Origin of the sequence: Salmonella sp. 32031103-2018-00083-FB-01-SM-01, from assembly GCF_017571995.1 — a bacterium.
In the GTDB taxonomy this organism is placed as follows: domain Bacteria; phylum Pseudomonadota; class Gammaproteobacteria; order Enterobacterales; family Enterobacteriaceae; genus Salmonella; species Salmonella enterica.
In genome coordinates, this window is record NZ_JAGEQL010000001.1 from 716,303 (window position 1) to 743,301 (window position 26,999).

At 49.8% G+C, this 26,999-nt stretch carries 27 protein-coding genes and 5 pseudogenes; 14 read left to right on the forward strand and 18 right to left on the reverse strand.

Translation table 11 applies throughout. The features are described 5' to 3' along the window. The first annotated feature begins 3 nt into the window (after nucleotides 1–3). From J4614_RS03485 to J4614_RS03505, 5 genes are all read left to right on the forward strand, one after another. Entirely contained in the window at nucleotides 4–621 is a 618-nt protein-coding gene (locus J4614_RS03485; protein WP_000213088.1) for a DMSO/selenate family reductase complex B subunit, read from the forward strand. Between the two features lies 1 nt (nucleotide 622). Beyond that, nucleotides 623–1,480, forward strand: a complete 858-nt coding sequence (locus J4614_RS03490; protein WP_023137144.1) for a dimethyl sulfoxide reductase anchor subunit family protein — start codon at nucleotides 623–625, stop codon at nucleotides 1,478–1,480. A gap of 41 nt (nucleotides 1,481–1,521) precedes the next feature. Beyond that, on the forward strand, nucleotides 1,522–2,136 hold the full coding sequence (gene dmsD / locus J4614_RS03495; protein WP_023137145.1) for a Tat proofreading chaperone DmsD: 615 nt from the start codon (nucleotides 1,522–1,524) through the stop codon (nucleotides 2,134–2,136). A 238-nt stretch (nucleotides 2,137–2,374) separates the two neighbouring features. Continuing rightward, complete coding sequence (locus tag J4614_RS03500) at nucleotides 2,375–2,656, forward strand: hypothetical protein (RefSeq protein WP_000323820.1); 282 nt, start codon at nucleotides 2,375–2,377, stop codon at nucleotides 2,654–2,656. Nucleotides 2,657–2,690: 34 nt separating this feature from the next. Beyond that, a complete protein-coding gene (locus J4614_RS03505; protein WP_000950636.1) occupies nucleotides 2,691–3,035 on the forward strand; it encodes a carboxymuconolactone decarboxylase family protein in 345 nt (114 codons plus the stop codon). A 219-nt stretch (nucleotides 3,036–3,254) separates the two neighbouring features. Here the strand turns inward: J4614_RS03505 and J4614_RS03510 are convergent, their stop codons facing one another. Then, entirely contained in the window at nucleotides 3,255–4,868 is a 1,614-nt protein-coding gene (locus J4614_RS03510; RefSeq protein ID WP_001216560.1) for a peptide ABC transporter substrate-binding protein, read from the reverse strand. 189 nt (nucleotides 4,869–5,057) lie between these two features. Between J4614_RS03510 and mpaA the strand changes: the two genes are divergently transcribed. Further along, nucleotides 5,058–5,786 carry a murein tripeptide amidase MpaA gene (gene mpaA, locus J4614_RS03515; RefSeq protein ID WP_088523916.1) on the forward strand — a complete coding sequence of 243 codons (729 nt, stop codon included), beginning with the start codon at nucleotides 5,058–5,060 and terminating at the stop codon, nucleotides 5,784–5,786. Here the strand turns inward: mpaA and ycjG are convergent. Beyond that, on the reverse strand, nucleotides 5,761–6,726 hold the full coding sequence (gene ycjG, locus J4614_RS03520; protein ID WP_001258072.1) for an L-Ala-D/L-Glu epimerase: 966 nt from the start codon (nucleotides 6,724–6,726) through the stop codon (nucleotides 5,761–5,763). The two genes, mpaA and ycjG, sit on opposite strands and share 26 nt — an antisense overlap. 115 nt (nucleotides 6,727–6,841) lie before the next feature. On the opposite strand from ycjG, the gene tpx reads away from it, so the two are divergent. Beyond that, nucleotides 6,842–7,348, forward strand: a complete 507-nt coding sequence (tpx, locus tag J4614_RS03525) for a thiol peroxidase (protein WP_023213816.1) — start codon at nucleotides 6,842–6,844, stop codon at nucleotides 7,346–7,348. A gap of 88 nt (nucleotides 7,349–7,436) precedes the next feature. On the opposite strand, the gene tyrR is transcribed toward tpx, so the two are convergent. The 8 genes from tyrR to pspA all read right to left on the reverse strand — a co-directional run bounded on the left by tyrR (nucleotide 7,437) and on the right by pspA (nucleotide 13,672). Further along, nucleotides 7,437–8,978, reverse strand: a complete 1,542-nt coding sequence (tyrR, locus tag J4614_RS03530; RefSeq protein WP_001235493.1) for a transcriptional regulator TyrR — start codon at nucleotides 8,976–8,978, stop codon at nucleotides 7,437–7,439. 147 nt (nucleotides 8,979–9,125) lie between these two features. Then, nucleotides 9,126–10,187 (reverse strand): TIGR01620 family protein, encoded by a 1,062-nt coding sequence (locus tag J4614_RS03535; protein ID WP_001294472.1) that lies wholly within the window; start codon nucleotides 10,185–10,187, stop codon nucleotides 9,126–9,128. Beyond that, entirely contained in the window at nucleotides 10,184–11,581 is a 1,398-nt protein-coding gene (locus J4614_RS03540) for a YcjX family protein (protein ID WP_000825860.1), read from the reverse strand. The genes J4614_RS03535 and J4614_RS03540 overlap by 4 nt, the downstream gene beginning before the upstream one ends. Before the next feature lie 148 nt (nucleotides 11,582–11,729). After that, on the reverse strand, nucleotides 11,730–12,044 hold the full coding sequence (gene pspE / locus J4614_RS03545) for a thiosulfate sulfurtransferase PspE (RefSeq protein ID WP_000913428.1): 315 nt from the start codon (nucleotides 12,042–12,044) through the stop codon (nucleotides 11,730–11,732). A 75-nt stretch (nucleotides 12,045–12,119) separates the two neighbouring features. Next, nucleotides 12,120–12,338, reverse strand: a complete 219-nt coding sequence (pspD, locus tag J4614_RS03550; protein ID WP_001097607.1) for a phage shock protein PspD — start codon at nucleotides 12,336–12,338, stop codon at nucleotides 12,120–12,122. A 22-nt stretch (nucleotides 12,339–12,360) separates the two neighbouring features. After that, entirely contained in the window at nucleotides 12,361–12,720 is a 360-nt protein-coding gene (pspC, locus tag J4614_RS03555) for an envelope stress response membrane protein PspC (RefSeq protein ID WP_000508938.1), read from the reverse strand. Next, on the reverse strand, nucleotides 12,720–12,944 hold the full coding sequence (gene pspB / locus J4614_RS03560; protein ID WP_001274953.1) for an envelope stress response membrane protein PspB: 225 nt from the start codon (nucleotides 12,942–12,944) through the stop codon (nucleotides 12,720–12,722). The genes pspC and pspB overlap by 1 nt, the downstream gene beginning before the upstream one ends. A gap of 59 nt (nucleotides 12,945–13,003) precedes the next feature. Then, the gene (gene pspA, locus J4614_RS03565) at nucleotides 13,004–13,672 is read right to left on the reverse strand and encodes a phage shock protein PspA (protein ID WP_000511000.1); all 669 of its coding nucleotides are present in this window, start codon (nucleotides 13,670–13,672) and stop codon (nucleotides 13,004–13,006) included. 170 nt (nucleotides 13,673–13,842) lie between these two features. Between pspA and pspF the strand changes: the two genes are divergently transcribed. From pspF to sapB, 3 genes are all read left to right on the forward strand, one after another. Continuing rightward, on the forward strand, nucleotides 13,843–14,823 hold the full coding sequence (gene pspF, locus J4614_RS03570) for a phage shock protein operon transcriptional activator (RefSeq protein ID WP_001543112.1): 981 nt from the start codon (nucleotides 13,843–13,845) through the stop codon (nucleotides 14,821–14,823). A gap of 111 nt (nucleotides 14,824–14,934) precedes the next feature. Further along, entirely contained in the window at nucleotides 14,935–16,584 is a 1,650-nt protein-coding gene (gene sapA / locus J4614_RS03575) for a peptide ABC transporter substrate-binding protein SapA (RefSeq protein ID WP_001241620.1), read from the forward strand. Beyond that, nucleotides 16,581–17,546, forward strand: coding sequence for a peptide ABC transporter permease SapB (gene sapB, locus J4614_RS03580; RefSeq protein ID WP_000583298.1), 966 nt, complete (start codon nucleotides 16,581–16,583; stop codon nucleotides 17,544–17,546). Before sapA ends, sapB begins: the two co-directional genes overlap by 4 nt. Before the next feature lie 230 nt (nucleotides 17,547–17,776). Here sapB and J4614_RS03585 read toward each other — a convergent pair. The 5 genes and pseudogenes from J4614_RS03585 to J4614_RS03605 form a co-directional block, all read right to left on the reverse strand. Next, nucleotides 17,777–18,079, reverse strand: a pseudogene (locus J4614_RS03585) (recombinase family protein); the annotation flags it as partial. A 233-nt stretch (nucleotides 18,080–18,312) separates the two neighbouring features. After that, nucleotides 18,313–18,408 (reverse strand): annotated as a pseudogene (locus J4614_RS03590) (holin); the annotation flags it as partial. 58 nt (nucleotides 18,409–18,466) lie between these two features. Then, complete coding sequence (locus J4614_RS03595; protein ID WP_000727928.1) at nucleotides 18,467–18,892, reverse strand: subtilase family AB5 toxin binding subunit; 426 nt, start codon at nucleotides 18,890–18,892, stop codon at nucleotides 18,467–18,469. Nucleotides 18,893–18,923: 31 nt separating this feature from the next. Further along, nucleotides 18,924–19,357: pseudogene (locus tag J4614_RS03600) on the reverse strand (pertussis toxin-like subunit ArtA); the annotation flags it as partial. A 207-nt stretch (nucleotides 19,358–19,564) separates the two neighbouring features. Further along, nucleotides 19,565–19,729: pseudogene (locus J4614_RS03605) on the reverse strand (recombination protein NinG); the annotation flags it as partial. A gap of 470 nt (nucleotides 19,730–20,199) precedes the next feature. Between J4614_RS03605 and J4614_RS03610 the strand changes: the two are divergent. Continuing rightward, a complete protein-coding gene (locus J4614_RS03610) occupies nucleotides 20,200–20,922 on the forward strand; it encodes a hypothetical protein (protein WP_023212458.1) in 723 nt (240 codons plus the stop codon). A gap of 333 nt (nucleotides 20,923–21,255) precedes the next feature. Here the strand turns inward: J4614_RS03610 and J4614_RS03615 are convergent. Next, nucleotides 21,256–21,611: pseudogene (locus tag J4614_RS03615) on the reverse strand (Arm DNA-binding domain-containing protein); the annotation flags it as partial. A gap of 135 nt (nucleotides 21,612–21,746) precedes the next feature. On the opposite strand from J4614_RS03615, the gene sapC reads away from it, so the two are divergent. From sapC to sapF, 3 genes are read left to right on the forward strand one after another with little or no spacing between them, the layout of a single operon-like run. Further along, nucleotides 21,747–22,637: a peptide ABC transporter permease SapC gene (sapC, locus tag J4614_RS03620; RefSeq protein WP_001146150.1), complete on the forward strand. Its 891-nt coding sequence runs from the start codon at nucleotides 21,747–21,749 to the stop codon at nucleotides 22,635–22,637. After that, the gene (sapD, locus tag J4614_RS03625; RefSeq protein WP_001128869.1) at nucleotides 22,637–23,629 is read left to right on the forward strand and encodes a peptide ABC transporter ATP-binding protein SapD; all 993 of its coding nucleotides are present in this window, start codon (nucleotides 22,637–22,639) and stop codon (nucleotides 23,627–23,629) included. Before sapC ends, sapD begins: the two co-directional genes overlap by 1 nt. A gap of 1 nt (nucleotide 23,630) precedes the next feature. Then, the gene (gene sapF / locus J4614_RS03630) at nucleotides 23,631–24,437 is read left to right on the forward strand and encodes a peptide ABC transporter ATP-binding protein SapF (protein ID WP_000230462.1); all 807 of its coding nucleotides are present in this window, start codon (nucleotides 23,631–23,633) and stop codon (nucleotides 24,435–24,437) included. A gap of 15 nt (nucleotides 24,438–24,452) precedes the next feature. Here the strand turns inward: sapF and J4614_RS03635 are convergent, their stop codons facing one another. Further along, on the reverse strand, nucleotides 24,453–25,160 hold the full coding sequence (locus tag J4614_RS03635) for an EAL domain-containing protein (protein ID WP_023212460.1): 708 nt from the start codon (nucleotides 25,158–25,160) through the stop codon (nucleotides 24,453–24,455). A gap of 465 nt (nucleotides 25,161–25,625) precedes the next feature. Then, nucleotides 25,626–26,999 carry an SPI-2 type III secretion system effector kinase SteC gene (gene steC, locus J4614_RS03640; protein ID WP_001116919.1) on the reverse strand — a complete coding sequence of 458 codons (1,374 nt, stop codon included), beginning with the start codon at nucleotides 26,997–26,999 and terminating at the stop codon, nucleotides 25,626–25,628.

Sequence of the window (26,999 nt, forward strand, 5' to 3'; positions counted from 1 at the left end):
CCGATGACAACCCAGTATGGATTTTTTATTGATTCCAGCCGTTGCACCGGTTGTAAAACCTGCGAACTGGCCTGCAAAGACTACAAAGATTTAACCCCGGACGTCAGCTTCCGTCGCATTTATGAGTATGCGGGTGGTGACTGGCAGGAGAATAACGGCGTCTGGCATCAGAATGTCTTTGCCTATTATCTCTCTATTTCATGCAACCATTGTGCCGACCCGGCCTGTACCAAAGTCTGTCCGAGCGGAGCGATGCATAAGCGGGAAGACGGTTTTGTGGTGGTGAACGAAGAGGTCTGTATCGGCTGCCGCTACTGCCACATGGCCTGCCCGTACGGCGCGCCGCAGTACAACGCCGCCAAAGGTCATATGACCAAGTGCGACGGCTGCCACGACCGGGTGGCGGAAGGCAAGAAGCCGATTTGCGTCGAATCCTGCCCGCTGCGCGCGCTGGACTTCGGGCCGATTAACGAGCTGCGTAAGAAACACGGCGAGCTGGCGGCGGTAGCGCCATTGCCGGGTGCGCACTTCACCAAACCGAGCATAGTGATTAAACCTAATGCCAATGCACGTCCGTGCGGCGATACCACTGGCTATCTGGCCAATCCGAAGGAGGTGTAAAATGGGAAATGGATGGCATGAATGGCCGCTGGTACTGTTTACGGTACTGGGACAGTGTGTCGCGGGTGCGCTGGTTGTCAGCGGACTTGGTTGGCTGGCGGAAAAAAACGATCTGCCCGCCAGGCAGCGTATTGTACGCGGTATGTTTTTTCTTTGGGTGGTGATGGGGCTGGGCTTTCTGGCGTCAATCATGCATCTGGGTTCACCCATGCGGGCGTTCAACTCGCTCAACCGCGTCGGCGCGTCCGGATTAAGTAATGAAATTGCCGCAGGGTCGATCTTTTTCGCTGTCGGCGGTTTCTGGTGGCTGGTGGCCGTTCTGGGGAAAATGCCAGAAACGCTTGGTAAACTCTGGCTGCTGATCAGTATGGTGCTCGGTATCATCTTCATCCTGGCGATGACCCGCGTTTATCACATTGAAACCGTCCCCGCCTGGTATACTGGGTATACGACTCTCGCCTTTTTCCTGACTGCATTCCTCGGCGGCCCACTGTTTGCCGCACTCCTGTTCCAGGCATCCAGAGTCCCCTTTAACAGCACGATATTTTCCAGCATCAGCTTACTTGCTCTATTGGTCTGTATTGCTGTCATCGCGTTACAGGGTATGGCTCTGGCCAGCATTCATAGCTCAGTACAGCAAGCCAGCAGTCTGATACCGGATTATGCTGTATTGCAGGTCTGCCGTGTGGCACTTCTTGTCATCGGCCTGGGCTGCTGGATCTGCCCATTGGTACGTCGCAAAGAGCCACATATCGTTGGGTTACTACTGGGTCTTATCCTGGTGCTTGGCGGCGAAATTTTAGGCCGCGGCCTGTTTTATGGGCTACATATGACTGTCGGTATGGCAGTGGCAGGTTAACAAATTAGTGCGGGGGAACCCGCACTTTACGGAATGGTTTTATGACTGATTTCACACAATGTGACAATTTTTCCATGACGGCACGCGTACTGGGCGCCCTCTTTTACTTTGCGCCAGAGAGTGCTGAAGCCTCTCCGCTGGTTTCAGCATTCACATCTGATGACTGGCAAACACAATGGCCGCTGCCGTCGGAGGAGTTGTCTCAACTGGCAAGAATGTTTAAAAGTGGCGGCGATGACTCTCTTACTGAGTCCTTTCAGCGTTTATTTATCGGGCCTTATGCCTTACCGTCACCGCCATGGGGCTCCGTCTGGCTGGATCGTGAGAACGTTTTATTTGGTGAATCCACACTGGTGCTGCGCCAGTGGATGCGGGAAAACAGTATTCAGTTCGAGATGCAGCAAAATGAGCCAGAAGATCACTTTGGTTTTTTATTGCTGATGGTGGCCTGGCTTGCAGAGCAGAATCGACACAACGAATGTGAACAGTTACTGGCATGGCATCTGTTCCCATGGTCATCCCGTTTCCTCGAGGTGTTCATTGAGAATGCCGGACATCCTTTTTATCTGGCTTTGGGAAAACTGGCGAGTTTAACACTGGCAAAGTGGCAAACCATGTTATCAATCAATACTAAAAACCTACCTCTCTACCGCTAATATTGCCTATACAGGGGGATTTATTCAAAACAAATATTCTAATGAGACCTCCATATTCCAGACTCACCCAGGTGAATTAAGTCCTCGTCAGGACAATACACAACATAGAAAATCTTCTCCGCCACACAAGAATATGTGATTTGTTAGAACAGACGGTCATGTTGATAATTCCCCTACTGTCATTCGTCAATGACTGTGAATACTTTGCTTATCTCGGTCCCTTTTGAAGGAGAATACTATGGCTTACTTACAAATCACCCTGAATATCAGCAACCACAACCGCCCTGCCGCAGCAAATGTTTATCAAAAATATAAAGCGCCATTTTTAAATACCATTGCCGGAGCGACCTCAAAAGAATTGCTTATTCGGGATGAAGACGTGCAAGTTTTACATGGCTTTGAAACTACTGCTCAAGCGCAGGCGTATCTTACCAGTGAATTATTTACAAAAGACGTTGTGGAAGAATTGAAGCCTTTTCTGAACCAGGCACCAGATATTCGCATTTATTATGTGATCTAAATACACAATCCTCTAATATAAAACAGGAGCAGATATGCTTTCAAACTGGAATGAGTATCGTAGTGGCCTACTGGCTGCCATTGGTAAATTTGCCACATTGCAGCCGGAGTTCATGAAAGGCTTTCAGCAAATGGACAAGGGGACTTTAGAAAATGGGCATCTGGATCCCAAAACACAGGAATTGATTGCGCTGGCCGTGGCGGTTACTACCCGTTGCGATGGTTGTCTGGCAGTGCACGTCGATGCGGCCGTGAAACATGGCGCAACCCGGGAAGAGATTTCTGAAGCATTGTCCGTGGCTATAAAAATGAACACTGGGGCAGCCCTCACCTACACAGCACGCGCACTGGATGTGTACGACAACCTGCCGAATAAATAACGGTATCTCTTCTCTAAGCTACCGCCATTTTAGGGGAAATGGATGGTACTATCCGTAATTTAGTGCAACCGTTTTTCCTTGAATACGCCAGTAATACTGTCAGGAAAGTACAGTTTCAACTTTAGCAGGAGATGGTCAGAAGAAGAAACTGGCGCTGCAAGCCGTGCCAGTTCTGAGTTTGGCAGTGGTTACCTTTCATCAAAAGGCAACCAGTACGCATCAGTGCTTCACAATATACATCGTACGGCTATAGGCCACATCTTCCGGGTTAGTAATGGGGTATCCCTTTACCCACGGTTTAATTAACCGGCCATTGGTATACTGATAAATAGGCGCTATAGGCGCTTGTTCCGTTAAAATTTTCTCCGCTGCATTGTAATCCGCGTTACGCGCTTCGGCGGTATTTTCCATCGTCGCTTGCGTCAGGATTTTGTCATAAGTCGGATTAGTAAAGCGTGAAATATTCCCCGTATGCGTGGACGTTAATAAGGATAAGAAAGCCGACGGTTCGTTGTAATCCCCCACCCAGGAGGCGCGAATAACATCAAAATTACCGGTATTCCGGCTGTCGATATACGTTTTCCACTCCTGGTTTTGCAATTTCACATCCACCCCCAGATTTTTCTTCCACATTGACGCCACCGCAATCGCGATTTTCTGATGGTTTTCTGAGGTATTGTAAAGCAGGGTTAATTTAAGCGGCTTCTGCGATCCGTAGCCTGCTGCACGCAGCAATGTTTTCGCCTGGGCATTAAGTTCTTCCTGGCTCATTTGTTCAAACGGTGAAGGATCGGGCTTAAATCCTGCCGTGACATCCGGTGTAAAATGCCAGGCCGGTTTTTCACCGGTACCTAAGACTTTTTCCGCCATCAAACGGCGATCAATGGTCATACTTAGCGCCAGACGAACGCGGGAATCCGCCGTCGGCCCTTTCTGCGTATTAAACGCATAATAATAAGTCCCTAATTGCGGCGGCGTATAAACTTGCCCTGGAATATCCTTCAATAATTTCTGGTACATATTTTTAGGGAAAGATTCGGTGATATCAATATCACCGGCAAGATAACGTTTCGTCGCAGCCGACTCCTGGTTAATGGGTAAAAATGTCACTTTTTGCAGTACCGTTTTCGCGTTATCCCAGTAATGCGTATTAGGCACGACCACCAGTTTTTCATTTACCACGCGCTCTTTAAGCACATACGCGCCATTGCCGATCAGTTTTCCCGGCTTCATCCAGTCTTTACCGCTTTCAACATTCGCTTTTTGGACCGGATAAAAGGCAAAACTGGCGGTCAGACTGGCAAACCAGGGCAACGGCTTGTCAAGCTGAATACGCAAAGTGTGCGCGTCCACGGCACTGACGCCAAGCTGATCCGGCGTGGCTTTACCGTCGATAATGGCTTGCGCATTAGTGATGCCAGCCAGAGCGGCAAACCAGGCGAAGGGGGAAAGCGTTTTGGGATCAACGAGACGTTGCCAGCTATAGACAAAATCCTGGGCGGTCACCGGCGTTCCATCGGCCCATTGCGCATTATCCCGCAACGTAAACGTCCAGATACGATTATCATTGCTCTTCCACTGGCTGGCGACGCCAGGGATAATTTCACCCTTTTCGTTCTGGTTAACCAGCCCTTCAAATAGATCGCGGATCACCTGAATTTCAGGCAGACCAACGGCTTTCGCTGGATCTAACGAAGCGGGCTCATCTTTGATATGACGCACCAGTTCTTGTTTCTCTGCCAGTACCGTTCCACCGGGAACATCCGCAGCATATGCCAGGGAAAAGCTGCTAACCAACAGCGCACAACAGGTTACTGAAACAGAATGCCTCATAGAAGTTCCTCAAAGATGAGTTAAATAACAACGTAATTATTTGTTTCAGCAGAAAGAAATGCAATTATCTTCCGCCAGAAAGTTGATATCGCGCCATACAAGAGGGTAAATAGAAACCATTTGATAATCGGCGGGTTTTACACAACACTACGATGATTACCCTACTGGTCTCAGCTTCGGGAAACATGTATGACTGTCACCCGCCCCCGTGCCGAGCGCGGCGCATTTCCGCCAGGCACTGAACATTATGGACGTTCGCTACTAGGCGCACCGCTAATCTGGTTTCCGGCGCCTGCCGCCCATCGCGAAAGCGGCCTGATACTGGCTGGCACCCACGGGGATGAAACCTCATCCGTGGTGACGCTCTCCTGTGCGTTACGCACCTTAAATCCTTCCCTTCGCCGTCATCATGTCGTACTTGCCGTTAATCCTGATGGCTGTCAACTAGGATTAAGGGCAAATGCAAATGGCATTGATTTAAACCGTAACTTTCCCGCCGCCAACTGGAAAGCGGGTGAAACAGTTTATCGCTGGAATAGCCGCGCGCAAGAGCGTGATGTCGTGCTGCTAACCGGCGATCATCCCGGCTCAGAACCGGAAACCCAGGCGCTTTGCCAGTTAATACATCAACTCCAACCCGCCTGGGTCGTCTCTTTTCACGATCCCCTGGCCTGCATTGAAGATCCACGTCGCAGCGAGCTAGGCGAGTGGCTGGCCGATGCGTTTGCGTTGCCGCTGGTGACCAGCGTTGGTTACGAAACGCCCGGTTCGTTTGGCAGCTGGTGCGCCGACCTCAACCTGCACTGCATTACCGCCGAGTTTCCCCCTGTTTCTGCCGATGAAGCCAGCGAAAAATACCTGCTGGCTATGTCGAATCTGCTCCGCTGGCATCCTAAAGATGGAGTTGACCCGTCGTAAAGCGTAGCGCGGGCTCAACATCAACCGCCAGCCATGTTGGGCCATCAAGATCGGCGAAGCTCACCTGCGGCATAAGCGGCAGCGCGGCGCTAATCGCTCTTGATGTACAGAGCATACAGCCCAGCATCAGGCCGAATCCTTGCTCCCGCGCCTCCGTTGCCAGCGCCAGCGCCTCGGTCAGACCGCCGGTTTTATCCAGCTTAATGTTAATCATATCGTAGCGCCCCGTCAGGGCTTTCAGACTACTGCGAGTATGGCAGCTCTCATCTGCACAGATGGGCAACGGATGAATAAAATTTTCCAGGGCGGCGTCATCCTGCGCGGGCAGCGGCTGCTCCAGCATCGCGACATTCAGATCCGCCAGTAACTGGCAACGCGCCGCCAGCCCCTCCGGACGCCACGATTCATTGGCGTCCACAATGAGCGTCGCCTCCGGCACCGCCGCGCGGATCGCCACCATACGTTCGCTAATCAGACGAGCATCGAGTTTGATTTTCAGCAACGTCGCCCCTTTTTCCCATAGTGCCGCCGCACTGGCTGCCATCTGTTCCGGCGTGCCTATCACTACCGTTTGCGCGGTAGTAAAAACCGGGGCCAGCGTCACGCCGAGCAACCCGGCAAGGCTTTGCTGCCGCTGGCGGGCCTGCAAATCCCATAAGGCGCTATCCACCGCGTTGCGCGCCGCGCCTGCCGGCAACAGTTTCTGCAATGCTTCGCGAGTCAGTCCGTTTTCCAACTGAGGCACAATACTCATGATTTGCGCCATGACCGAGGCATCACTTTCACCATAACGTGGATATGGCGTACATTCCCCGATGCCTTTTACGCCCTCTTCTTCCAGTTCGACAACGACAACATGCGCTTCGCTTCGGCTACCACGCGCAATAACGAAAGGCGTATGCAACGGCCAGGTTTCCTCATATACCTTAACAGATCTCATCTCTTCCCCTCTGATAGCGCCGGACGCGGCTTGCTACAAATAGTATTTGCCGTGTTAATGAATAATGACTTAAACTGGATTTCGACGTTAACTATAAGTAAATAGGAACATAATTATGTCACAGACTGTACATTTCCAGGGTAACCCGGTCACCGTTGCCAACGTTATTCCGCAGGCTGGTAGCAAAGCACAGGCTTTTACTCTTGTCGCAAAAGATTTGTCTGACATTTCCCTCAGCCAATATGCAGGCAAACGCAAAGTGCTGAATATTTTCCCAAGCATTGATACTGGCGTATGCGCCGCATCAGTTCGTAAGTTTAATCAACTGGCCACAGAAGTGGAGAATACCGTCGTATTGTGCGTTTCTGCTGACCTGCCTTTTGCACAGTCGCGTTTTTGCGGCGCGGAAGGCCTGAGCAACGTTATTACGCTTTCCACTCTGCGTAATAACGAGTTTCTGAAAAACTACGGCGTCGAAATCGTTGACGGCCCGCTGAAAGGTTTGGCGGCGCGCGCAGTCATCGTGCTTGACGAAAACGACAACGTTATTTTCAGCCAGTTGGTGGATGAAATCACCCACGAGCCGGATTACGACGCCGCGCTTAATGTCCTGAAGGCATAAGCCAGCGCCTGCTGGCGCTACGTTTGTCAGTGCTACAGGCGGTGCTCTTTTGTCACAAGAAGGCCTCTATCCAGAGGCCTTCTTTTTCCTACTCTTCACCCTTCTTCTGGCTCAGACCATATTCACGCAGCTTATTGGCAATCGCGGTGTGCGATACCCCCAACCGTTTCGCCAGTTTACGCGTACTCGGATAGCTACGATAAAGCTGGGTCAGGACAGAACGTTCGAAACGACTGGTAATGTCATCCAGCGAACCTTCCATCGCATCCTCGCCGACTGCCACCGTCGCGGCATCGTAGTCAGGCAGCAGGATATCCTGCGGACGCAGCTCATACCCTTCCAGTTGCGTCAGCGCCCGGTAAATAGCATTTTTAAGCTGGCGAACGTTACCCGGCCAGCCGTAACGAGTGAGGACCGTACTCAGATCGGCAGACAGTTTCGGTCGCGGAACGCCCTGTTCGTCGGCAAAACGCGCCACGAACAGTTCGGTCAACGGCATAATATCCTGCGGACAATCGCGCAACGGCGGCAAATTAAGCGTCAGAACGTTAAGTCGATAATAGAGATCTTCGCGGAACAGTCCTTTTTGCACCAGCTCCACCAGATTTTTCTGCGTGGCGCAGATAACGCGGACATCAACATGAATTTCGTGATCTTCGCCGACGCGACGGAACGTACCATCATTGAGAAAACGTAGCAGCTTCGCCTGCATACGCGGCGACATTTCGCCAATTTCATCCAGCAGCACCGAGCCGCCATTCGCCTGTTCAAAAAAGCCTTTTTTACCTTCCGGCGCATGGCCAAATAGTTCGCTTTCTACCGCATCTTCCGGGATTGAAGCGCAGTTGAGCGCCAGATACGGTTTCGCTGAACGAGGGCTTGCCTGATGACAGGCATAGGCGAAAAGATCTTTGCCGGTTCCCGTATCGCCGGTAATCAGCAGCGGCGCGCTGAGCATCGCCAGTTTGCGCGCCTGCTCAACAACGTGCTTCATCTTTGCGCTCACGGCAATGATCTGACTAAACGCGCTCAGATCCTGCGTGGACAAATTCTGTAGCTGCTGCCCCATACGAATCGTGGAACGCAACATCACGACCGCCCCGGTCAACACGTATTCGTCATTTTCGTTTTGTAAATGTACCGGCGTAATCTCCATCAGGAAGTTTTGCCCGTTGATCACGACATGTTCGTTATGGGAGCTTTGCGGGTTACCGTCCAGCCAGCGCTGAAAATTGAAGCCGTTGATTAATTGTGCGGCGGTATGGTGCCGCATTCGCTCCTGGCTCTGGGCAAAAAGCTGACAACTCGCCGGGTTCGCCATCTCCACTTTACTCTTCATATCCAATGAGAGCACCGGCTCCGGCAACGCCTCAAGCAGCGCGCTCAGGGCCAGATGTTCACGCTCGGACGGCATCCAGGGAACGGTACGGACATCCGTTACGCCGGAAATACGGCGGATTTCGGCCATCAGGCTGCTGAAGTCGGTGAATTCCAGCTCAGCAAAATTAAGATAAATTCGCCCAATGGGATCAATCTCGATTCCGCGTAAATCAATGCTACGTAACACCAGTAAATCAAGTAATTCGCGGGTCAGACCAAGTCGGTCTTCACAAAAGACTTCCAGACGCATGGGAACCTTCACCTGAATAATGAACCATTAAATAGATGATAAGCCACTATTCGGCTGGCAGGAAGGATTCTGTCAACAAATATTGACAGCATGGCGGAAAAACGGGCGCTGCGGCGTAAAGCCAGGCCGTCAGCGCCCTGTGAAAGGTCATTTCTCAGGCGACGACTTACTCTTTTGCAGCGTCTCTTTTAGCTGACCGATAAGCTGACGACGAAAATCACCGAGACGTGGTTTATCGTTGTCGATCCACGGCAATGGCCGACATAGCTCCATCGCTTTTATTCCCAGTCGAGCAGTAAGGAGACCTGCGCCAATCCCCTGCGCCGCGCGCGTGGACAGGCGTGCGGCCAGATCCTGAGACATCCAGTCCATACCGACTTCACGCACCAGCTCACTGGCTCCCGCGAACGCGATATTCAGCAACACCAGACGGAACAGACGAAGGCGGCTGTAATAACCAAGTTCAATGCCATACAGCGTTGCGATACGGTTAATCAGGCGTAAATTACGCCAGGCAATAAATGCCATATCCACCAACGCTAACGGGCTGACGGCGATCATCAAAGTCGATTCCGCGGCGAAACGGCTAATCTCACGTCGCGCCTGCGCGTCAAGTACCGGCTGTACCAGATGCGCATACAAACCGACGATTTCCCTGTCGTTTTGCGTTTCGTGAATAGCGGCATACCAACGTTGTAATGCCGGATGTGATTGATCAATCCCCGCCTGCTGCGCCAGTTTTTCGCAAAATGCGCGACCTTTCCCGACGCTATGGCTATGTAACAGTTCACGCGCTTCATCCCGCTCATGCGCCCGCTGGCGCAAGCGCCATAATCGCCGCCACTCCGTGACCACCGATCCCACGCCAGCGCCAACGATCAGCGCGCCTGCGGCACAGCCGCCTAAAGCGACCCAGTCCTGAGTTTGCCAGGCATTCATTGTCCACTGTACGCCTTGCCCGACCACGCTCGCGCCAAACAGCGCCAGCCCTCCCATCACCATTTTACGCCACAGGCTGCGTTTGGGACGCAGCGCGGCATCGACCGCCGCTTCTGCCACGCCTTCGTCTTCCGGGCGCTCATCGATAGCTGCAGGCGCAAATGTACGCGACTCCGCTTCGCTGAAAGTTTGCTGCGCTTTGAAGGCCGACGTAGGCTCCTCCTTTAGCGGTTCTGCAAAATCAATACGCGGTTTTAACGGCTCGCTCATCGCAGCTTATCTCCTATTAAAAACTCCAGCGCAGCGTCCAGACGAATATGCGGTAACGGTTTATCAACATCCATCACCTGCGGACGAAAGGCTTCGAACTGAAAACCCTGACTATCCCAAAACGCTTGCCCCGGCAAACGCGAAGGCACTTCGCCGGGGTACACGGTTAACGGCGCGCCGTCACTCAAACGGTTTCCACGTAAGGCCGGGATTTTTTCGCCGTTGACCTCAATCACGCCGCTGGTGGTCGCCTGTACCGACGCCAGCCCCAGGCAATCCATACTAATGCCTTCAAACGCGGCATTTTGCCAGGCATCCTGAATAAGCTGCTGGAGCAAGGCCACCATATTGGCATGTTGGTCGAGGGTGACATGGTCGGCTTTCGTCGCGGCGAACAGCAATTTATCAATCACCGGCGAAAACAAGCGGCGAAACAGAGTCCGCTGACCATAGTGAAAACTTTGCATCAGCTGCGTTAAAGCGAGACGCATATCATTAAACGCCTGCGGCCCGCTATTAAGCGGTTGCAGACAGTCGACCAGCACAATCTGGCGATCAAAGCGTAGAAAATGATTTTTGTAGAACCCTTTGACCACTTTTTCGCAATAGTAGTTAAAGCGTTCGCGCAGCATTCCAGCGTTGGTCTGCTTATCCGCCTGCGCCAGTTTTGACTCGCCGAAGGCGTCCACATCCGGCCACGGGAAAAACTGCAACGCTGGCGCACCCGCCATATCGCCCGGCAAAACAAACCGTCCAGGCTGAATAAAATGCAATCCCTGCGATTTACACTGATGCAAATAATCCGTCCAGGCGGCGGCAATCTCCGCCAGCCGATTTTCATCGGCGGGTGCCAGCGGATCGAGTCCGTCGCAAAGTTGCCGCCATTTTGCGGCCCACTCAGCGCGTTGTCCTTGTAACAAGCCGTTCATCTGACGGGACCAGCTTAAATAATCCTGAGCCAGCATGGGCAGATCGAGTAACCATTCCCCTGGATAGTCCACAATCTCCAGATACAATGTCGAGGTATCTTTAAAATGGCGCAGCAGCGAGTCGTTTGAGCGATAGCGCAACGCCAGCCGAATCTCACTCACGCCGCGCGTCGGTGTGGGCCAGGCGGGAGGATTGCCATAAAGCTGAAGTATCCCCTCGTCGTAGGTAAAACGGGGAATACCAAAATCACGTTGAGGCACACGCTTTACGCCAAGCAGGCGTTCTTCACGTACCGCGCTGAGCAACGGTAAGCGCGCGCCCGCGTGGACATTAAGCAACTGGTTAACCATCGCCGTGATAAACGCCGTTTTGCCGCTGCGGCTCAACCCGGTTACGGCAAGTCGCAAATGCCTGTCTACCCCACGATTGACCAGCGCGTTGAGTTCAGTTTTAAGTCGCTTCATTGACATCCTGTTGAGCCTGAAGAGAAGAAAAAATAATAACGAGCCTACGTTATAGATATGTGCAAAAACGTTATTATCAACTACCCGGAGAGATCAACAACGGCGCATTAAGCGCCGCGGTTAGTATGAGTATTGAGCAATAGATTATCTATTTTTTTACTTTCGGCATATCAAGACGACTGATGCCGCCCATATTCATCGCGTGCGTATACCCCATATCAAGCAACATTTGTTTTGCCATGCCCGACTGTCGCCCGGAGTTACAATATAACTTTACCGTATCGTTCCTGTCTGGAACTACCGTTTCGATATGAGATTTAATCTCCTTCAATGGGATATTAATCGCGCCCTGAATATGCTCTCGTTGATATTGTTCAGGAATGCGGACATCTATCCAGTATTCTGCGGCATAAAGCGGCATGGCTATGAATAACGCTAACGCAAATATTCCTTTTTTCAACATACTCCCGTCCTGACACGTAATGTATTTCGCACACACTATACGCCAGAGCTTAACGAAATATTATGACCAGACTCGCTATTTGTAACGCTGCGAAATTTTATTCGCCGCCTTACGAAGTACTGGCTCCAGCGCAAACGCCAGCAACATTTTTAGCGGACGACGGGCGACGGATTTTACCGCCCATCCCGCCACGCCGGCAGGCCCGTAGCGTAACGCGGTCAATAGAACCAGCTTACCTGCTATTTTGAAGCCGGGCTTCACCTTCTGCCCGGCGCGTTGCCAGCGAGTATTCATCTTCACCTTCCCGATATAACACTTAAAGTTGACGGAAACGACTACGCAGTGTGAACGTATCTGACGTGACGTAGCGTTCCATTTCTCGCAAACGCTTTTCGCCTGCGGCAAGCTCTCTGTCTACGGTATCCAGCAGTTCGCCGCTGGTCGGCTGCGGTTTGCCTGCGGCCAGATTATCCGGCATAGGGTCCAGTACAAAAGACAGAACGATATAGGCCACTACGGTAAAAAACGCCAGCCCAAAGAAAATCGACAGCACGACCAGAATACGTACCAGTTTTACCGGTACATCAAGGTAGTCGGCGATCCCGGCGCAAACGCCACGCACCATGCCCTTTTGCGGCATACGCCATAGTTTTTTATTGAGATTGATTCCACCCATTAGCGCTCTCTCCAGTTCGGATGCTCTGCATCAAGAATGTCTTCCAGCGCCTGAATGCGCTCGCGCATACGTTGCGCGTCGTCTGTGAGTTGCAGTAAGCGTTGCTGCTCGCTTTGCGACAGTTCTCCCCGACCGGCGCGGTTGCTGTAATGCAGCCACAGCCAAATCGGTAACACAAACAACACAAAAATGGTTAACGGGATGGCCAGAAATAGCGCGCTCATGCGTTCTCCTTACACCTAAAGCTGATGAGCGACGGCGCGTATCGGCGCCGCCATTGTCATTATTGATTATCTTGCTTCATTTTGGCTTTCAACTGCGCCAGCTGCTCGCTGATTTCATCATCGGCTTTCAGGTTGGCAAACTGTTGGTCCAGCGATTGCTGCTTACCAAAACGATGGCTTTCCGCTTCCGCTTCCATTTGATCGATACGACGTTCAAAGGATTCAAACCGCGCCATGGCTTCATCCAGTTTGCCGCTGTCAAGCTGACGACGAACATCGCGGGAAGAACTTGCCGCCTGATGACGCAGCATCAGCGCCTGCTGGCGAGCGCGTGTTTCGCTGAGTTTGTTTTCCAGCTCGCCAATCTCTTTCTTCATGCGCGCCAGCGTGTCATCCACCAGCGTGACTTCCTGTTCAAGCGTAGCAATTAAATCGGTCAGCTTTTGTTTTTCAATCAATGCGGCGCGCGCCAGATCGTCTTTATCTTTGCGCAGAGCCAGTTCCGCTTTTTCCTGCCACTCGGTCTGCTGAGCCGTAGCCTGTTCAATACGACGGGATAACTGTTTCTTTTCCGCTAAAGCACGCGCGGAGTTCGAGCGAACCTCCACCAGCGTATCTTCCATCTCCTGAATCATCAGGCGCACCAGCTTCTGCGGATCTTCCGCTTTTTCCAACAACGCATTGATATTGGCGTTCACGATGTCGGCAAAACGAGAAAAAATACCCATAATTCAATCCTCACATAATGTTCTGATAACGGGCGATGCCCTGCTACATGATTAATACAATTTGCGTGCCAACTTTTCATATCACTGATAATAAAAAAATTGTTTCGTTTTACCTCGCCAGCAAAAAAGGATAAAGTGGTGAAAAACACTAACAAGTGGCGATTTTCATCATGGCTGAATTTAAAGATAACCTGCTCGGCGAGGCAAACCGTTTTCTTGAAGTACTGGAACAAGTCTCCCGGCTCGCGCCGCTGGATAAGCCAGTGCTGATTATTGGCGAACGCGGTACGGGTAAAGAACTTATCGCCAATCGCCTGCACTATCTCTCTTCACGCTGGCAGGGGCCGCTTATCTCGCTTAACTGCGCGGCGCTTAACGAAAATCTGCTGGACTCCGAACTGTTTGGTCATGAAGCGGGCGCTTTTACCGGGGCGCAAAAACGTCATCCCGGTCGCTTTGAACGCGCCGATGGCGGCACGCTGTTTTTGGATGAACTGGCGACAGCGCCGATGCTGGTACAGGAAAAGCTGCTGCGGGTGATTGAATATGGCGAGCTAGAGCGCGTCGGCGGCAGCCAGCCGTTACAGGTTAATGTGCGATTAGTATGCGCCACCAATGCCGATTTACCCGCCATGGTGAAGGAAGGGACATTTCGTGCCGATCTGCTCGACAGGCTGGCTTTTGATGTTGTACAACTGCCGCCGCTGCGCGAACGCCAGAGCGATATCATGCTGATGGCCGAGCATTTTGCTATTCAGATGTGTCGTGAACTACGTCTGCCCTTATTTCCCGGTTTTACCGATCGGGCAAAAGAAACGTTGTTGCATTACGCCTGGCCGGGTAATGTCCGCGAGCTGAAAAACGTAGTCGAACGTTCAGTGTATCGCCACGGCAGTAGTGAACATCCTTTGGATGAAATTGTTATCGATCCTTTTCAACGCCATCCCGCCGAACCGCCCGCGCCCGCCCTGCCATCGGCAACCGCCACGCCCGACCTGCCGCTCAAGTTGCGGGAGTTTCAACTGCAACAGGAAAAAGCGCTGCTGCAACGTAGCTTACAGCAGGCGAAATTTAACCAGAAACGAGCCGCCGATTTGCTGGCGCTCACCTACCACCAGTTTCGCGCCTTGCTTAAAAAGCATCAGCTTTAGCTATTTCTCCGGCTAATTGACGACATTTACGCCAGTTATCCACCGACATTTTTACGTGGCGGGCCGAAGTGCGATACACTTTGCAAATTGAACTTCAAAAACTTAACTATTATGCGCCTGGTTTTATCGTCTCTGATCGTGATAGCGGGTCTACTGAGTAGTCAGGCTACGGCTGCGGCTGCGCCCGAACAAACTGCGAGTGCAGATATTCGCGATAGCGGCTTTGTGTATTGTGTTAGCGGGCAGGTCAACACCTTTAATCCGCAAAAAGCGAGCAGCGGCCTCATCGTCGATACCCTGGCCGCCCAGTTATATGATCGCCTGTTGGATGTCGATCCCTATACTTATCGTTTAGTCCCTGAGCTGGCAGAAAGCTGGGAAGTGCTGGATAACGGGGCAACGTACCGTTTTCACCTGCGCCGCGACGTTTCCTTTCAAAAAACCGCCTGGTTTACGCCGACCCGAAAACTCAATGCTGATGATGTTGTCTTTACCTTTCAGCGGATTTTTGATCGTCGGCATCCGTGGCATAACATCAACGGCAGTAGCTTCCCCTACTTTGATAGCCTACAGTTCGCCGACAATGTAAAAAGCGTGCGTAAGCTGGACAATAACACCGTTGAGTTTCGCCTGACGCAGCCAGACGCCTCCTTTTTATGGCATCTGGCTACACACTACGCTTCCGTCATGTCCGCTGAGTACGCCGCGCAGCTTAGCCGAAAAGATCGTCAGGAACTGCTAGACCGCCAACCGGTCGGCACCGGGCCTTTCCAGCTTTCGGAGTACCGTGCCGGGCAGTTTATTCGTCTCCAGCGCCACGATGGTTTTTGGCGCGGCAAACCGCTGATGCCGCAAGTAGTAGTGGATTTAGGCTCCGGCGGTACCGGGCGTTTATCAAAATTACTGACCGGTGAATGCGATGTTCTGGCCTGGCCCGCCGCCAGCCAGCTAACTATTTTACGCGACGATCCGCGTTTGCGCCTGACGTTGCGCCCGGGGATGAATATCGCCTATCTGGCCTTTAACACCGATAAGCCGCCGTTGAATAATCCCGCAGTGCGCCATGCGCTGGCCTTATCGATCAACAACCAGCGCCTGATGCAGTCGATTTATTACGGCACGGCAGAAACCGCAGCCTCCATTTTACCGAGAGCCTCATGGGCTTACGATAACGATGCCAAAATTACGGAGTACAATCCGGAAAAATCGCGCGAACAGCTAAAAGCGCTGGGCATTGAGAATCTTACGCTGCATCTCTGGGTGCCGACCAGTTCTCAGGCCTGGAACCCAAGTCCGCTAAAAACGGCGGAGCTTATTCAGGCGGATATGGCGCAGGTTGGCGTAAAAGTGGTCATTGTGCCGGTTGAAGGTCGTTTTCAAGAGGCGCGTCTGATGGATATGAATCACGATCTGACCTTATCCGGCTGGGCCACGGACAGCAACGATCCGGATAGCTTTTTCAGACCGCTGTTAAGCTGTGCAGCCATCAATTCGCAAACCAATTTCGCCCACTGGTGTAACCCTGAATTTGACAGCGTGCTGCGTAAAGCACTGTCGTCGCAGCAGTTGGCTTCGCGCATAGAAGCGTATGAGGAAGCGCAGAATATCCTGGAGAAAGAGCTGCCGATACTGCCGCTGGCATCATCACTACGCCTGCAGGCTTACCGCTACGATATTAAAGGGCTGGTGTTAAGCCCGTTCGGCAATGCGTCTTTTGCCGGCGTCTCCCGCGAAAAACACGAAGAGGTGAAAAAACCATGATTATCTTCACCCTGCGTCGGTTATTGCTGTTGCTGGTGACGCTATTCTTCCTGACCTTTATCGGCTTTAGCCTGAGCTATTTTACGCCGCACGCGCCGCTACAAGGCGCATCATTATGGAATGCCTGGGTTTTCTGGTTCAACGGTCTGCTGCACTGGGACTTTGGCGTGTCCAGCATTAACGGCCAGCTGATCTCCGAACAGCTTAAAGAGGTGTTTCCCGCCACGATGGAGCTGTGCATTCTCGCCTTTGGTTTTGCGCTGATGGTCGGCATCCCGGTCGGGATGCTGGCTGGCGTGACGCGTAGCAAATGGCCGGATCGTTTTATCAGCGCGCTGGCGCTATTAGGTTTCTCAATTCCGGTTTTCTGGCTGGCGCTTCTGCTCACACTGTTCTTTTCGCTCACGCTGGGGTGGCTGCCGGTATCCGGGCGATTTGACCTACTTTATGAAGTTAAACCGGTTACCGGTTTCGCCATCATTGACGCCTGGATTTCAGATTCGCCGTGGCGCGATGAAATGGTGATGAGCGCCATACGACATATGGTTTTACCGGTGCTCACGCTTTCCGTCGCGCCGACCACAGAAGTGATCCGCCTGATGCGAATCAGCACTATTGAGGTCTACGATCAGAACTACGTTAAAGCGGCGGCCACGCGCGGCTTGTCGCGCTTTACGATTTTACGCCGTCACGTGTTGCATAATGCGCTGCCGCCGGTCATTCCCCGTCTTGGCCTGCAGTTTTCAACCATGTTAACGCTGGCGATGATTACCGAAATGGTTTTCAGCTGGCCAGGGCTGGGACGATGGTTAATTCACGCCATTCGTCAGCAGGACTATGCCGCTATTTCCGCTGGCGTGATGGTCATTGGGTCGCTGGTTATTGTGGTCAATGTGATTTCCGATATTTTGGGTGCTATGGCTAACCCGCTGAAACATAAGGAATGGTATGCCTTACGATAAGAAACAATAAAAATATCATTAAATCAAAAAGTTATGCTTTTATTTTTGTGATAAGTTCGTTTTTTAGTACACAAATATATACACTTTGTTTTCTACTTTCTCCGGCAGTCCATGCTTCGATGATGATTGCCGGAGATTTATCTTCTGTATCAGCGCCTCCGGGTTTCACTACGTATCGCTACCTGCTGTCGCGGTACGCCAGCCCCAATCAAACGCCCGGCCTGCGCCTATTGTTCCAATGTTAGTTTCGGTCGTCGGCCACCATTACACCCCCTCTCCCTTGTCGCTTCCAGTCCAGCGCGGGTTCTTTCCACAATCAATTCACGTTCCATTTCATCGAGTGTGCCCATGACATGAAAGAAGAATCGCCCCATTGGCGTCGACGTGTCTATGCTGCTGTCGGTCAGGCTGTGGAAATTAACGCCGCGTTCGCGCAATTCTTCTACCAGAACGACCAGATGACGCATACTGTGACCCAGGCGATCAAGCTTCCATACAACCAGTGTGTCCCCTTCTGATAACGTCCTGACTAAAAGGAGCAGGCTTCACGGGCTGGATTTATCCAACAAAGCGCGTAGTGAGTGTTTCCCGTGAGGCTGAATACGAAAAAGGCCACGTAAATGCGCAGCCTTTATGGTGAGAGTTCTAATCTTAAGAGGCACTCCATCAAACAAACCACCCACAATTGTCAGAAGCTTGAAGGAGTGCTTTGGGGTGACAGTATCTGCGGCATTGTTGCCACGAACAACGTTCCCGCAAATGCTCAAAATACAATCCCAAAATCCGCTCCAGTAAACAGTCTGAATATCGTTGCCCCACAGATCGCTACAGCCATACAGGAACCTGATAAAGGTTCAGACATAATCGTCTCACCAACAAGATTAAGCCTGTTCTTTAGAGCGTTTAATACCCAGCAACATTTAATTTGTCAACATAGGCCCCATACAATAACTTGATGAGCTACAAGTAGTTATCGCAATTAATTCCCTGGAAGAGAATGCACTTTTGAAATCGGGGTCGCGCCAAACATTCTCTTTATAATATATCCTTACATCCCCCCCTGTTGTATAATAATACTTTGCTATATTTAGCATGTTATCAAACCCCTGTTTATGATTCCCGTACACATCCACTTTACACATGGCATTGACACTAATAGCCTCACTCCCGCGCTTCAGTTCGATACAAAAAAACTGAGTTTCCTTATCCCCTGACGTATACACACCATAAGACAGGTTTTTAATCTGAACATTACTCACATACGTATCATAATCAGCCATAGCTGCATAACAAACACTGGATAATGACGCAAGAGCAAGAGTCAGAACCTTTAATTTCTTTTTCATAATCCACTCCAACAATATTTACCATACTTGCATTTCTCTCGTAAACAAGCTCAACTGCTTCATGGATATTTTCAATTGGGATAGAATTTACAGATACATACTCACTTTGTAACCGCATCATCACTCGCTCAAAATGACCAAACTGGATACCACATAACTCAATATAAGCAACAGACGGCGGAAGGCTGTAGAAACTATTGTCTGCACGGATTCTGTATCTGTACAACCTGCCGCTAAATGTTGCTCTGGAGTAATATAATCGTGCTATATTATAAGACTCATTAATATCTGAGATAGTCGCAATATAGTACTGTCTCGACTACCGGATGCACAGGAGTCATCTCTTATATGTTGCTGAAGATTCCTGTTATTACCGTGCGAAGCAAAACCATCCCGAAAAATCACATCTGAAGGTCTCGAGTCAACACGATATACAAAATCAACGGCACTTGCATAATCAGAAAAACACTAAAAATAATATTACTTTTTTATCATACCCCCTCCCACAGAAACTATCAGGCAAACCACCTAATGTGTTAAACCGAGTGCTAACCATAGCTCAGTCATACTTTACGTCTCGCTGGATAAAATTAGAAAAACAAACCTCCCTGGTTTACGGGCACGAAAATCCCCGTAATCACACAATGCCTATCCTTAAACTGCGGCGTTCGCCTGGCGTTCGGCTTTATCCGTCTGGTATTTATCCCTGATACGCCTGGCACGCAGTTCCAGCGCGTAGATAGCGCCATGTTCAGGACAGCACCAGACAACGTTGCTGTAAGCAGGAGAAAACCATTCCCGGCAAACTTTGCATTTACGGCGCGGTAATTTAGCCATGCTCACCTCAGACCCGGTTACGGATATAGCATCTAATAACGTTAGATTATGCATGCGTAATAATTCATAGCATATTTATATTAATGTAAATAAAATACAGTCAACAGATTTCTCCAATTTTATTATATATAAACAGAGGCTTACGTTGAGTAATAACAAGATCATACAATCCCGCACCAGTAAAATTAATGTAAAAATAGGCGTAATCATGTATTAATATTGACTGGACAGCAGGTAAGTGATAACAAATAAATATTAAAAAGTAAATATCACATAATAACCATTATCACTACATGAGAGGTGAATATGATGAAACCTATTTCTGCCGCGATTCTCAATATTAGAGGGACAGCCCCCGGCACTGCCACTTCGGAAATGGCGCAACTAACCTAGCCAAAGATATTATTAGGGTAGCTAATATTGCTTATAATATTTCACAGGTTGAGCAAAAAAGTGGTTTCTTGTTAGTAATGGGAGAGAAAGGCTTCAACAAATCGGCTTGCCTGCATATGCTGGGACAACAAATATCCAGAGTTTTTTCTGGGAAGCACTTATATCCTGGTGTTTTTATAAGTAAAGACGCAGCGTCCGAATTTGAAAAAACAATCAGCACTCATTATAAAACTCTTTCGAGTCACATTGATCTGCAACAATACACTAATGATGTAAATTGCGGAGCAGCTGTAGGTATTGTTGCACGGCAGCAAGAAAACCTCATACTAGATGAGATCACATTAAGTGCGTTTAAAAAGGTCTATATTACCGGTCATGGTGCAGCAGGCACTAATGTTCTAGCCAGTGGCGACTCTGTTTTTTCTGCAAAACAACTGGTTGATATTCTGGTTGCTAATAAAGTTTTAGAGGTTATAAAGGATATAAGGATTAGTAGTTGTTATTCCGCAGATAAAAGAGAGCCTAATAGTTTTAAAAAGGAGGACATAGATAAAGCGAATAGAAATGCTGGTTTCTTTGAACGAATGGTGTTTGGAGAACGTGATACTTTGATAGAGAGGGTTGCTAATGAGATCTGGAGTAGAGGCTACATAGATGTCAAAGTTTCTGGTTACCATGGTGCTGGTGTATTTTATGCTGGTGAAATCCCATTTACACATCTTAGAAGCACGACGATCCCGCCAACTATCACTGTAAAAAGAAAGTCCGTAAGAGTAACGCTGGAAAGTCCTATAGATTAAATCATAAACTCAGCTCTATTACTTTTGGGTAGATCAAGGGGTTATCATCAAAATTATATTTTTGTTAATGTTTTTGCGATATTGTAAACTGACAGTTACTGTATAAATAATCGGTAACTGTCAGCTCACATCTGAGCTAATAAATATAATTCCCCCTGCTGACCCGCTGCAGCGGTTTAAGACGCAACACCCCATGCCGGAGTATTCCGATCTGTCTTATTGTGAACCTCCCAGAGACTAATACCGCAACATCCTGATCGCGCCATACTCCGAACTGGCGCCAGCCGCCACTGTCGGTCTTAATGACCCTGGCCCAAATTCCGTACAGTGCTAAAACTTCTCCCAGTAGTCGTATGTTCTTTTACGGTTAACGCTTCTGTTTTTTTCTTCTTCTCCAGTACCATCTGGTGACGAGGATCGAGTCCCTTAGTTAACCATGATCTAAAGTACTGACGGCGTTCCCTGGCATGAGATAGTGATATGGTTGGATAATCGCCAATCGTCAGTTGAGCAGCGTTCCCGTTCCATCTGTATCGGTAAAAGAATGTTATACTGCCGGATGTAGAGAGCCTGACATTGAGACCATGAGCGTCTGAGATGACCTTGATTTGGTCTCTTTTTTTGCCTGGAGCCTTTCTTAATTTTGTATCGGCAAGCAATGTGTACACTTCATGAGAGGATATACACATTAGTGTACATATTTTGCATAAATTGATAACCTCAAAGTACACAAAATTAAAACGCCAACGCTCGATAACGAATTGATAATGTTTAAAAATTTCAAAAGACATAAAGCATGGTAAACAAAAATAAAACGAGTAAATATGCCTTACGATAGCGTCTACAGCGAAAAGCGCCCGCCAGGCACCCTGCGTACTGCCTGGCGCAAATTTTATAGCGACGCGCCTGCGATGGTGGGTCTGTATGGATGCGCCGGACTGGCGTTGTTGTGTATTTTTGGCGGCTGGATCGCGCCCTATGGTATCGATCAGCAATTTTTGGGCTATCAGCTACTGCCGCCCTCCTGGTCACGCTATGGTGAAGTCTCCTTTTTTCTGGGGACTGACGATCTGGGGCGCGATGTGCTGAGCCGCCTGTTAAGCGGCGCGGCACCCACAGTCGGCGGCGCGTTTATCGTAACGCTGGCGGCTACGCTATGTGGATTAGTCCTCGGCGTAGTGGCAGGCGCGACGCACGGTTTACGCTCTGCCGTACTGAACCATATTCTGGACACGCTGCTTTCCATCCCTTCGCTCTTGCTGGCGATTATCGTCGTGGCATTTGCCGGCCCACATCTGTCACACGCGATGTTTGCCGTCTGGCTGGCCCTGTTGCCGCGAATGGTACGTTCCGTCTATAGCATGGTGCATGATGAACTGGAAAAAGAGTACGTCATTGCCGCCCGTCTGGATGGCGCGACAACACTGAATATTCTGTGGTTCGCCATTTTACCGAATATTACCGCCGGTCTGGTCACCGAAATTACCCGGGCGCTGTCGATGGCGATTCTGGACATCGCCGCGCTGGGATTTTTAGATCTCGGCGCGCAGCTTCCCTCTCCTGAATGGGGCGCCATGTTGGGGGATGCGCTGGAGTTAATCTATGTCGCGCCGTGGACCGTTATGCTACCCGGCGCGGCGATAACGCTCAGTGTTTTACTGGTAAACCTGCTCGGAGATGGGATTCGTCGTGCGATTATTGCGGGGGTGGAATAATGCCGTTACTGGATATCCGCAATCTCACCATTGAATTTAAAACCAGCGAAGGTTGGGTAAAAGCGGTCGATCGCGTCAGTATGACATTAAGCGAAGGCGAAATTCGCGGCCTGGTAGGTGAATCGGGTTCCGGAAAGAGCTTGATTGCTAAAGCTATTTGCGGCGTCGCGAAAGACAACTGGCGAGTCACTGCCGACCGTATGCGTTTTGATGATATCGATCTGCTGCGCCTCTCCTCTCGTGAACGGCGTAAGCTGGTCGGGCATAATGTGTCGATGATCTTCCAGGAGCCGCAGTCGTGCCTTGATCCTTCCGAACGCGTCGGCCGCCAGCTAATGCAAAATATTCCCGCCTGGACCTATAAAGGCCGCTGGTGGCAGCGTTTAGGCTGGCGTAAACGGCGTGCTATTGAATTACTGCACCGGGTGGGAATTAAAGATCATAAAGACGCGATGCGCAGTTTTCCCTATGAACTGACCGATGGCGAGTGTCAGAAAGTCATGATCGCTATCGCGCTGGCGAATCAACCGCGACTCCTGATCGCTGATGAACCCACCAACTCAATGGAACCAACGACGCAGGCGCAAATTTTTCGCCTGCTGACCCGACTGAATCAAAACAGTAATACCACCATTCTGTTGATTAGCCACGACCTGCAAATGCTGAGTCAGTGGGCTGACAAAATCAACGTTTTATACTGCGGCCAGACGGTAGAAACCGCGCCAAGTAAAGATCTGGTGACGACGCCACATCATCCTTATACGCAGGCGCTTATCCGCGCGATTCCGGATTTTGGCAGTGCGATGCCGCATAAAAGCCGTCTGAATACGCTGCCGGGCGCGATCCCGCTACTGGAGCAGTTACCGATAGGTTGTCGTCTGGGGCCGCGCTGCCCTTACGCGCAACGAGAATGCATTATCACGCCACGCTTAACCGGCGCGAAAAATCATCTCTATGCCTGTCATTTTCCGCTGAATATGGAGAGAGAGTGATATGGTGGAAACTCTGCTTGAAGTGCGCAACCTGAGTAAAACCTTTCGCTACCGGACAGGATGGTTTCGACGCCAGACCGTCGACGCCGTGAAACCATTAAGCTTTACGCTTCGTGAGCGTCAGACTCTGGCCATTATCGGCGAAAACGGTTCCGGCAAATCCACGCTGGCAAAGATGCTGGCCGGCATGATTGAACCCACCAGCGGCGAGCTTCTTATTGACGATCATCCCCTGCATTACGGCGACTATTCGTTTCGAAGCCAACGTATTCGAATGATTTTTCAGGACCCCTCAACGTCACTGAATCCACGTCAACGTATTTCACAGATCCTTGACTTCCCCCTGCGCCTTAATACCGATCTGGAGCCGGAACAGCGGCGCAAACAAATTGTCGAGACGATGCGTATGGTGGGGCTATTGCCCGATCACGTGAGCTACTACCCGCATATGCTGGCGCCGGGGCAGAAACAGCGTCTGGGCCTGGCCCGCGCGCTGATTTTACGCCCTAAAGTCATTATCGCGGACGAAGCGCTGGCTTCGCTTGATATGTCCATGCGCTCGCAGCTCATCAATCTGATGCTTGAATTGCAGGAAAAACAAGGCATCTCCTATATCTATGTCACGCAGCATATCGGCATGATGAAACATATTAGCGATCAGGTATTAGTGATGCATCAGGGGGAAGTGGTTGAACGCGGCAGCACCGCCGATGTGCTCGCCTCTCCGCTACATGAGCTTACCCGTCGTTTAATCGCAGGCCATTTTGGCGAGGCGCTGACCGCTGACGCATGGCGAAAGGATCGCTAAACGAAACAAATACCCTCAGTTCGATTCTCTGAGGGTGTTCATGCGACTGCCCAACAGCAATGTTTCAACCTCTTCTAACGCAACGGAAGGAAATAACGTGCCCTGGGTTGCCCAAATGCCTGCCGTTTTTAACGCCGGCAAATAGCGTGTGTTTTCCTGGCCACCCACCACGATCTTGTCACAATAACGCCGGATATGTTTGACAAGCAGCGGAAACGTCATTTTTTCAATTTGTGAGACAAAAAAGCTGCGATCAAGTTTTACGCCGCTAAAACACCCGCAAACTAATGGCGCAGCGGTTGCGTTCCCTACGCCCAGGTCGCCCAGCCATAATGGATTAGGTTGTTTATGAAGCGCGTGTATTAAAGGATCGACTAAGACGTTATCTTGACATGAAAAATGTTCAGCGACCTGCAGCTCCACAAATAGCATGGCGTGTAGTAATGCGCGAATATCTTTGTCCTGAAGGACAAGCTGCGCCATACCCCGATCGATATTTACGATACAGAACAGGCCGTGGCGTAGAAACCAGCCATGTTTGGCCGCGATTGTCCGCAACAGATCAAGCAGAAAACGGCGCTTCTGCGAATTGTCCCATGACGAGATAACAAACTCAGGGTGTAGCGGACGAGCGGGCGACGATGCAAAATGGGTAGTGATTTCGACACCCAGTAAATCCCCCTCCATTGCCCTTATCGGCTCTGCCATAAAAAAATAGCGCATGTGACCACTCCACTTGATCTTAACTCCCTGATAATGCGCTTTTAACGCAAATCAATCAATAAAAACGATCAATATATAAAAAATGATCGAAAAAAACAATATATGTTAACTTCATGATAACTTGCTAATTTTATGTTTTGAGAATGTTCTTCTATTGCTATAAGGAAATTTACATACTACGCCGAACAACGCTAATACGACGGCATGAGACCATCCGTAAAGCCGGGGTCTTCTTGCCAGGTAGAGGGGAAAAATCAAGGCGAGTTAATGTTGTTGCACCATCGCGAGGCATTTCATCCACTATGGCGGCGCGGCATCACCAACCGTACTTGCGAGTTGCATCTCCGCTGCAGGCTGTCCAGATCCCCTGAACGACCTTTAAACGAATAGCAACTCTCAATAATTGATCGGCAAATCTGTAGCGAATGAGCCCCGGCGATTCGCAGAAAAGAACGGAACTAAATGCTATTTTTTTAATTCATCCTTTAATACTTTAGCCACAAGAGTCCCTTCCTCCGGCGCGGCTAGTTTAAAACGTCTTCCTGACGCAGGTGTCTGTTCTTCCTCTCCGATTAACTCATCAAGCTCTGTAATAAGTGACTTATAATATTCAATATCTTCAGTATTTCCTTCGGTCTCGGCCTGCTTTAATTTTATCAGGTAACGGGCCTTAATTTGCTCTTCCAATTGTGTTGTTGCAAGAGAAGCGCTTCGCTGTTGCCGGGATTCTTGTGACAGCACGATTTGATCGCCATCCACAAAGAAAAGTACCCCCTCTTTAACCAGAATATTACCTACGTTATCTATATCATGCATATAAACCCCCCGGGATTCAAGAAGCGCCTCCGCCATTCGATAGTTATCTTCATCTTCAATATCGAACTCCTGACCTTGAATATATTTTGAAACTAAAACCGTAACGTCTTTACCATTAATATTCATGATGGCCGAACGAGAAAAATCCTTGTCGCCATTGGCCATGTTCAAATACTTACTGACACGATCAGGATGACAATTACGATGTTCCGGAGAGTTAACATCCACTTTTATTCCCCGCTCATTAATTGGAATCTTAACAACAAACTCATCATTTAACAGATAGACTGTCCCATAACTTCCGCTACCTATTTTATTTTTTTCAATATCACGCATGCGGATATTTTTTTTAAACTCCGACGAGTTAATAAACGCCTCTATTGCCGCTGGTTGTGATGCATCCGTCTGATCAGTATCGCCGCTCTCATCACCAGACGCCATGGCGGGCGTGGTCAGGAAGTCTATCAAACGTTGCTCAAAAGCCTCATAGATTCCATTACTACCTGCTTCGCTCGGCGGCTGGTTATCATTATCTAAAGCGGCAAGCGTAATTTCCCCGGAATTATAATTAAACATCGTTTCTTTTAAAAAATCGACGCAATGTTCAGAACACTCCGTCTCGGTCACTAATACTCCATCGTAAAACATCTGTAGTAGTAACATATTTTCTTGATACGCTAATACCTCTACAGTGTATTTATCTCTTGTTTCAGGTCTGGAGGCATCAATCAGTTTAATATATCCAAGAAGGGGGCGCCATCGTGTACAGTCTTCATCTCGCCTCGAAAATGGTCGTAGCGAGAAAGGCTTCGTAATATCGGGACGCTCGTTTTTTTGGCACAGTAGATTATATATTTCTCTATAATCAGAGATTAAACTTCGACTGGTAAATATATTCCTGAAAAAATCTATGAATTTCTCATACGTTGAAAAAATATGCTCTTTTTTATTATCGATGATATCTCTTAAATACCTTTCTGATATCTGGCAACTATGATTTCCGATCTGAAATGTAAACGGCAT

Bases quoted from the DNA above. Each gene is read 5' to 3' on its own strand.
- mpaA (WP_088523916.1), top strand. From the start codon at position 5,058: ATGACTGTCACCCGCCCCCGTGCCGAGCGCGGCGCATTTCCGCCAGGC.
- J4614_RS03490 (WP_023137144.1), top strand. From the start codon at position 623: ATGGGAAATGGATGGCATGAATGGCCGCTGGTACTGTTTACGGTACTG.
- pspE (WP_000913428.1), bottom strand. From the start codon at position 12,044: ATGTTGAAAAAAGGAATATTTGCGTTAGCGTTATTCATAGCCATGCCG.
- sapB (WP_000583298.1), top strand. From the start codon at position 16,581: ATGATTATCTTCACCCTGCGTCGGTTATTGCTGTTGCTGGTGACGCTA.
- pspC (WP_000508938.1), bottom strand. From the start codon at position 12,720: ATGGGTGGAATCAATCTCAATAAAAAACTATGGCGTATGCCGCAAAAG.
- pspA (WP_000511000.1), bottom strand. From the start codon at position 13,672: ATGGGTATTTTTTCTCGTTTTGCCGACATCGTGAACGCCAATATCAAT.
- J4614_RS03540 (WP_000825860.1), bottom strand. From the start codon at position 11,581: ATGAAGCGACTTAAAACTGAACTCAACGCGCTGGTCAATCGTGGGGTA.
- J4614_RS03485 (WP_000213088.1), top strand. From the start codon at position 4: ATGACAACCCAGTATGGATTTTTTATTGATTCCAGCCGTTGCACCGGT.
- J4614_RS03635 (WP_023212460.1), bottom strand. From the start codon at position 25,160: ATGCGCTATTTTTTTATGGCAGAGCCGATAAGGGCAATGGAGGGGGAT.
- sapA (WP_001241620.1), top strand. From the start codon at position 14,935: ATGCGCCTGGTTTTATCGTCTCTGATCGTGATAGCGGGTCTACTGAGT.
- tyrR (WP_001235493.1), bottom strand. From the start codon at position 8,978: ATGCGTCTGGAAGTCTTTTGTGAAGACCGACTTGGTCTGACCCGCGAA.
- pspB (WP_001274953.1), bottom strand. From the start codon at position 12,944: ATGAGCGCGCTATTTCTGGCCATCCCGTTAACCATTTTTGTGTTGTTT.
- J4614_RS03505 (WP_000950636.1), top strand. From the start codon at position 2,691: ATGCTTTCAAACTGGAATGAGTATCGTAGTGGCCTACTGGCTGCCATT.
- tpx (WP_023213816.1), top strand. From the start codon at position 6,842: ATGTCACAGACTGTACATTTCCAGGGTAACCCGGTCACCGTTGCCAAC.
- steC (WP_001116919.1), bottom strand. From the start codon at position 26,999: ATGCCGTTTACATTTCAGATCGGAAATCATAGTTGCCAGATATCAGAA.
- J4614_RS03595 (WP_000727928.1), bottom strand. From the start codon at position 18,892: ATGAAAAAGAAATTAAAGGTTCTGACTCTTGCTCTTGCGTCATTATCC.
- J4614_RS03610 (WP_023212458.1), top strand. From the start codon at position 20,200: ATGGGAGAGAAAGGCTTCAACAAATCGGCTTGCCTGCATATGCTGGGA.
- J4614_RS03535 (WP_001294472.1), bottom strand. From the start codon at position 10,187: ATGAGCGAGCCGTTAAAACCGCGTATTGATTTTGCAGAACCGCTAAAG.
- sapD (WP_001128869.1), top strand. From the start codon at position 22,637: ATGCCGTTACTGGATATCCGCAATCTCACCATTGAATTTAAAACCAGC.
- sapC (WP_001146150.1), top strand. From the start codon at position 21,747: ATGCCTTACGATAGCGTCTACAGCGAAAAGCGCCCGCCAGGCACCCTG.
- ycjG (WP_001258072.1), bottom strand. From the start codon at position 6,726: ATGAGATCTGTTAAGGTATATGAGGAAACCTGGCCGTTGCATACGCCT.
- J4614_RS03510 (WP_001216560.1), bottom strand. From the start codon at position 4,868: ATGAGGCATTCTGTTTCAGTAACCTGTTGTGCGCTGTTGGTTAGCAGC.
- dmsD (WP_023137145.1), top strand. From the start codon at position 1,522: ATGACTGATTTCACACAATGTGACAATTTTTCCATGACGGCACGCGTA.
- pspF (WP_001543112.1), top strand. From the start codon at position 13,843: ATGGCTGAATTTAAAGATAACCTGCTCGGCGAGGCAAACCGTTTTCTT.
- J4614_RS03500 (WP_000323820.1), top strand. From the start codon at position 2,375: ATGGCTTACTTACAAATCACCCTGAATATCAGCAACCACAACCGCCCT.
- pspD (WP_001097607.1), bottom strand. From the start codon at position 12,338: ATGAATACTCGCTGGCAACGCGCCGGGCAGAAGGTGAAGCCCGGCTTC.
- sapF (WP_000230462.1), top strand. From the start codon at position 23,631: ATGGTGGAAACTCTGCTTGAAGTGCGCAACCTGAGTAAAACCTTTCGC.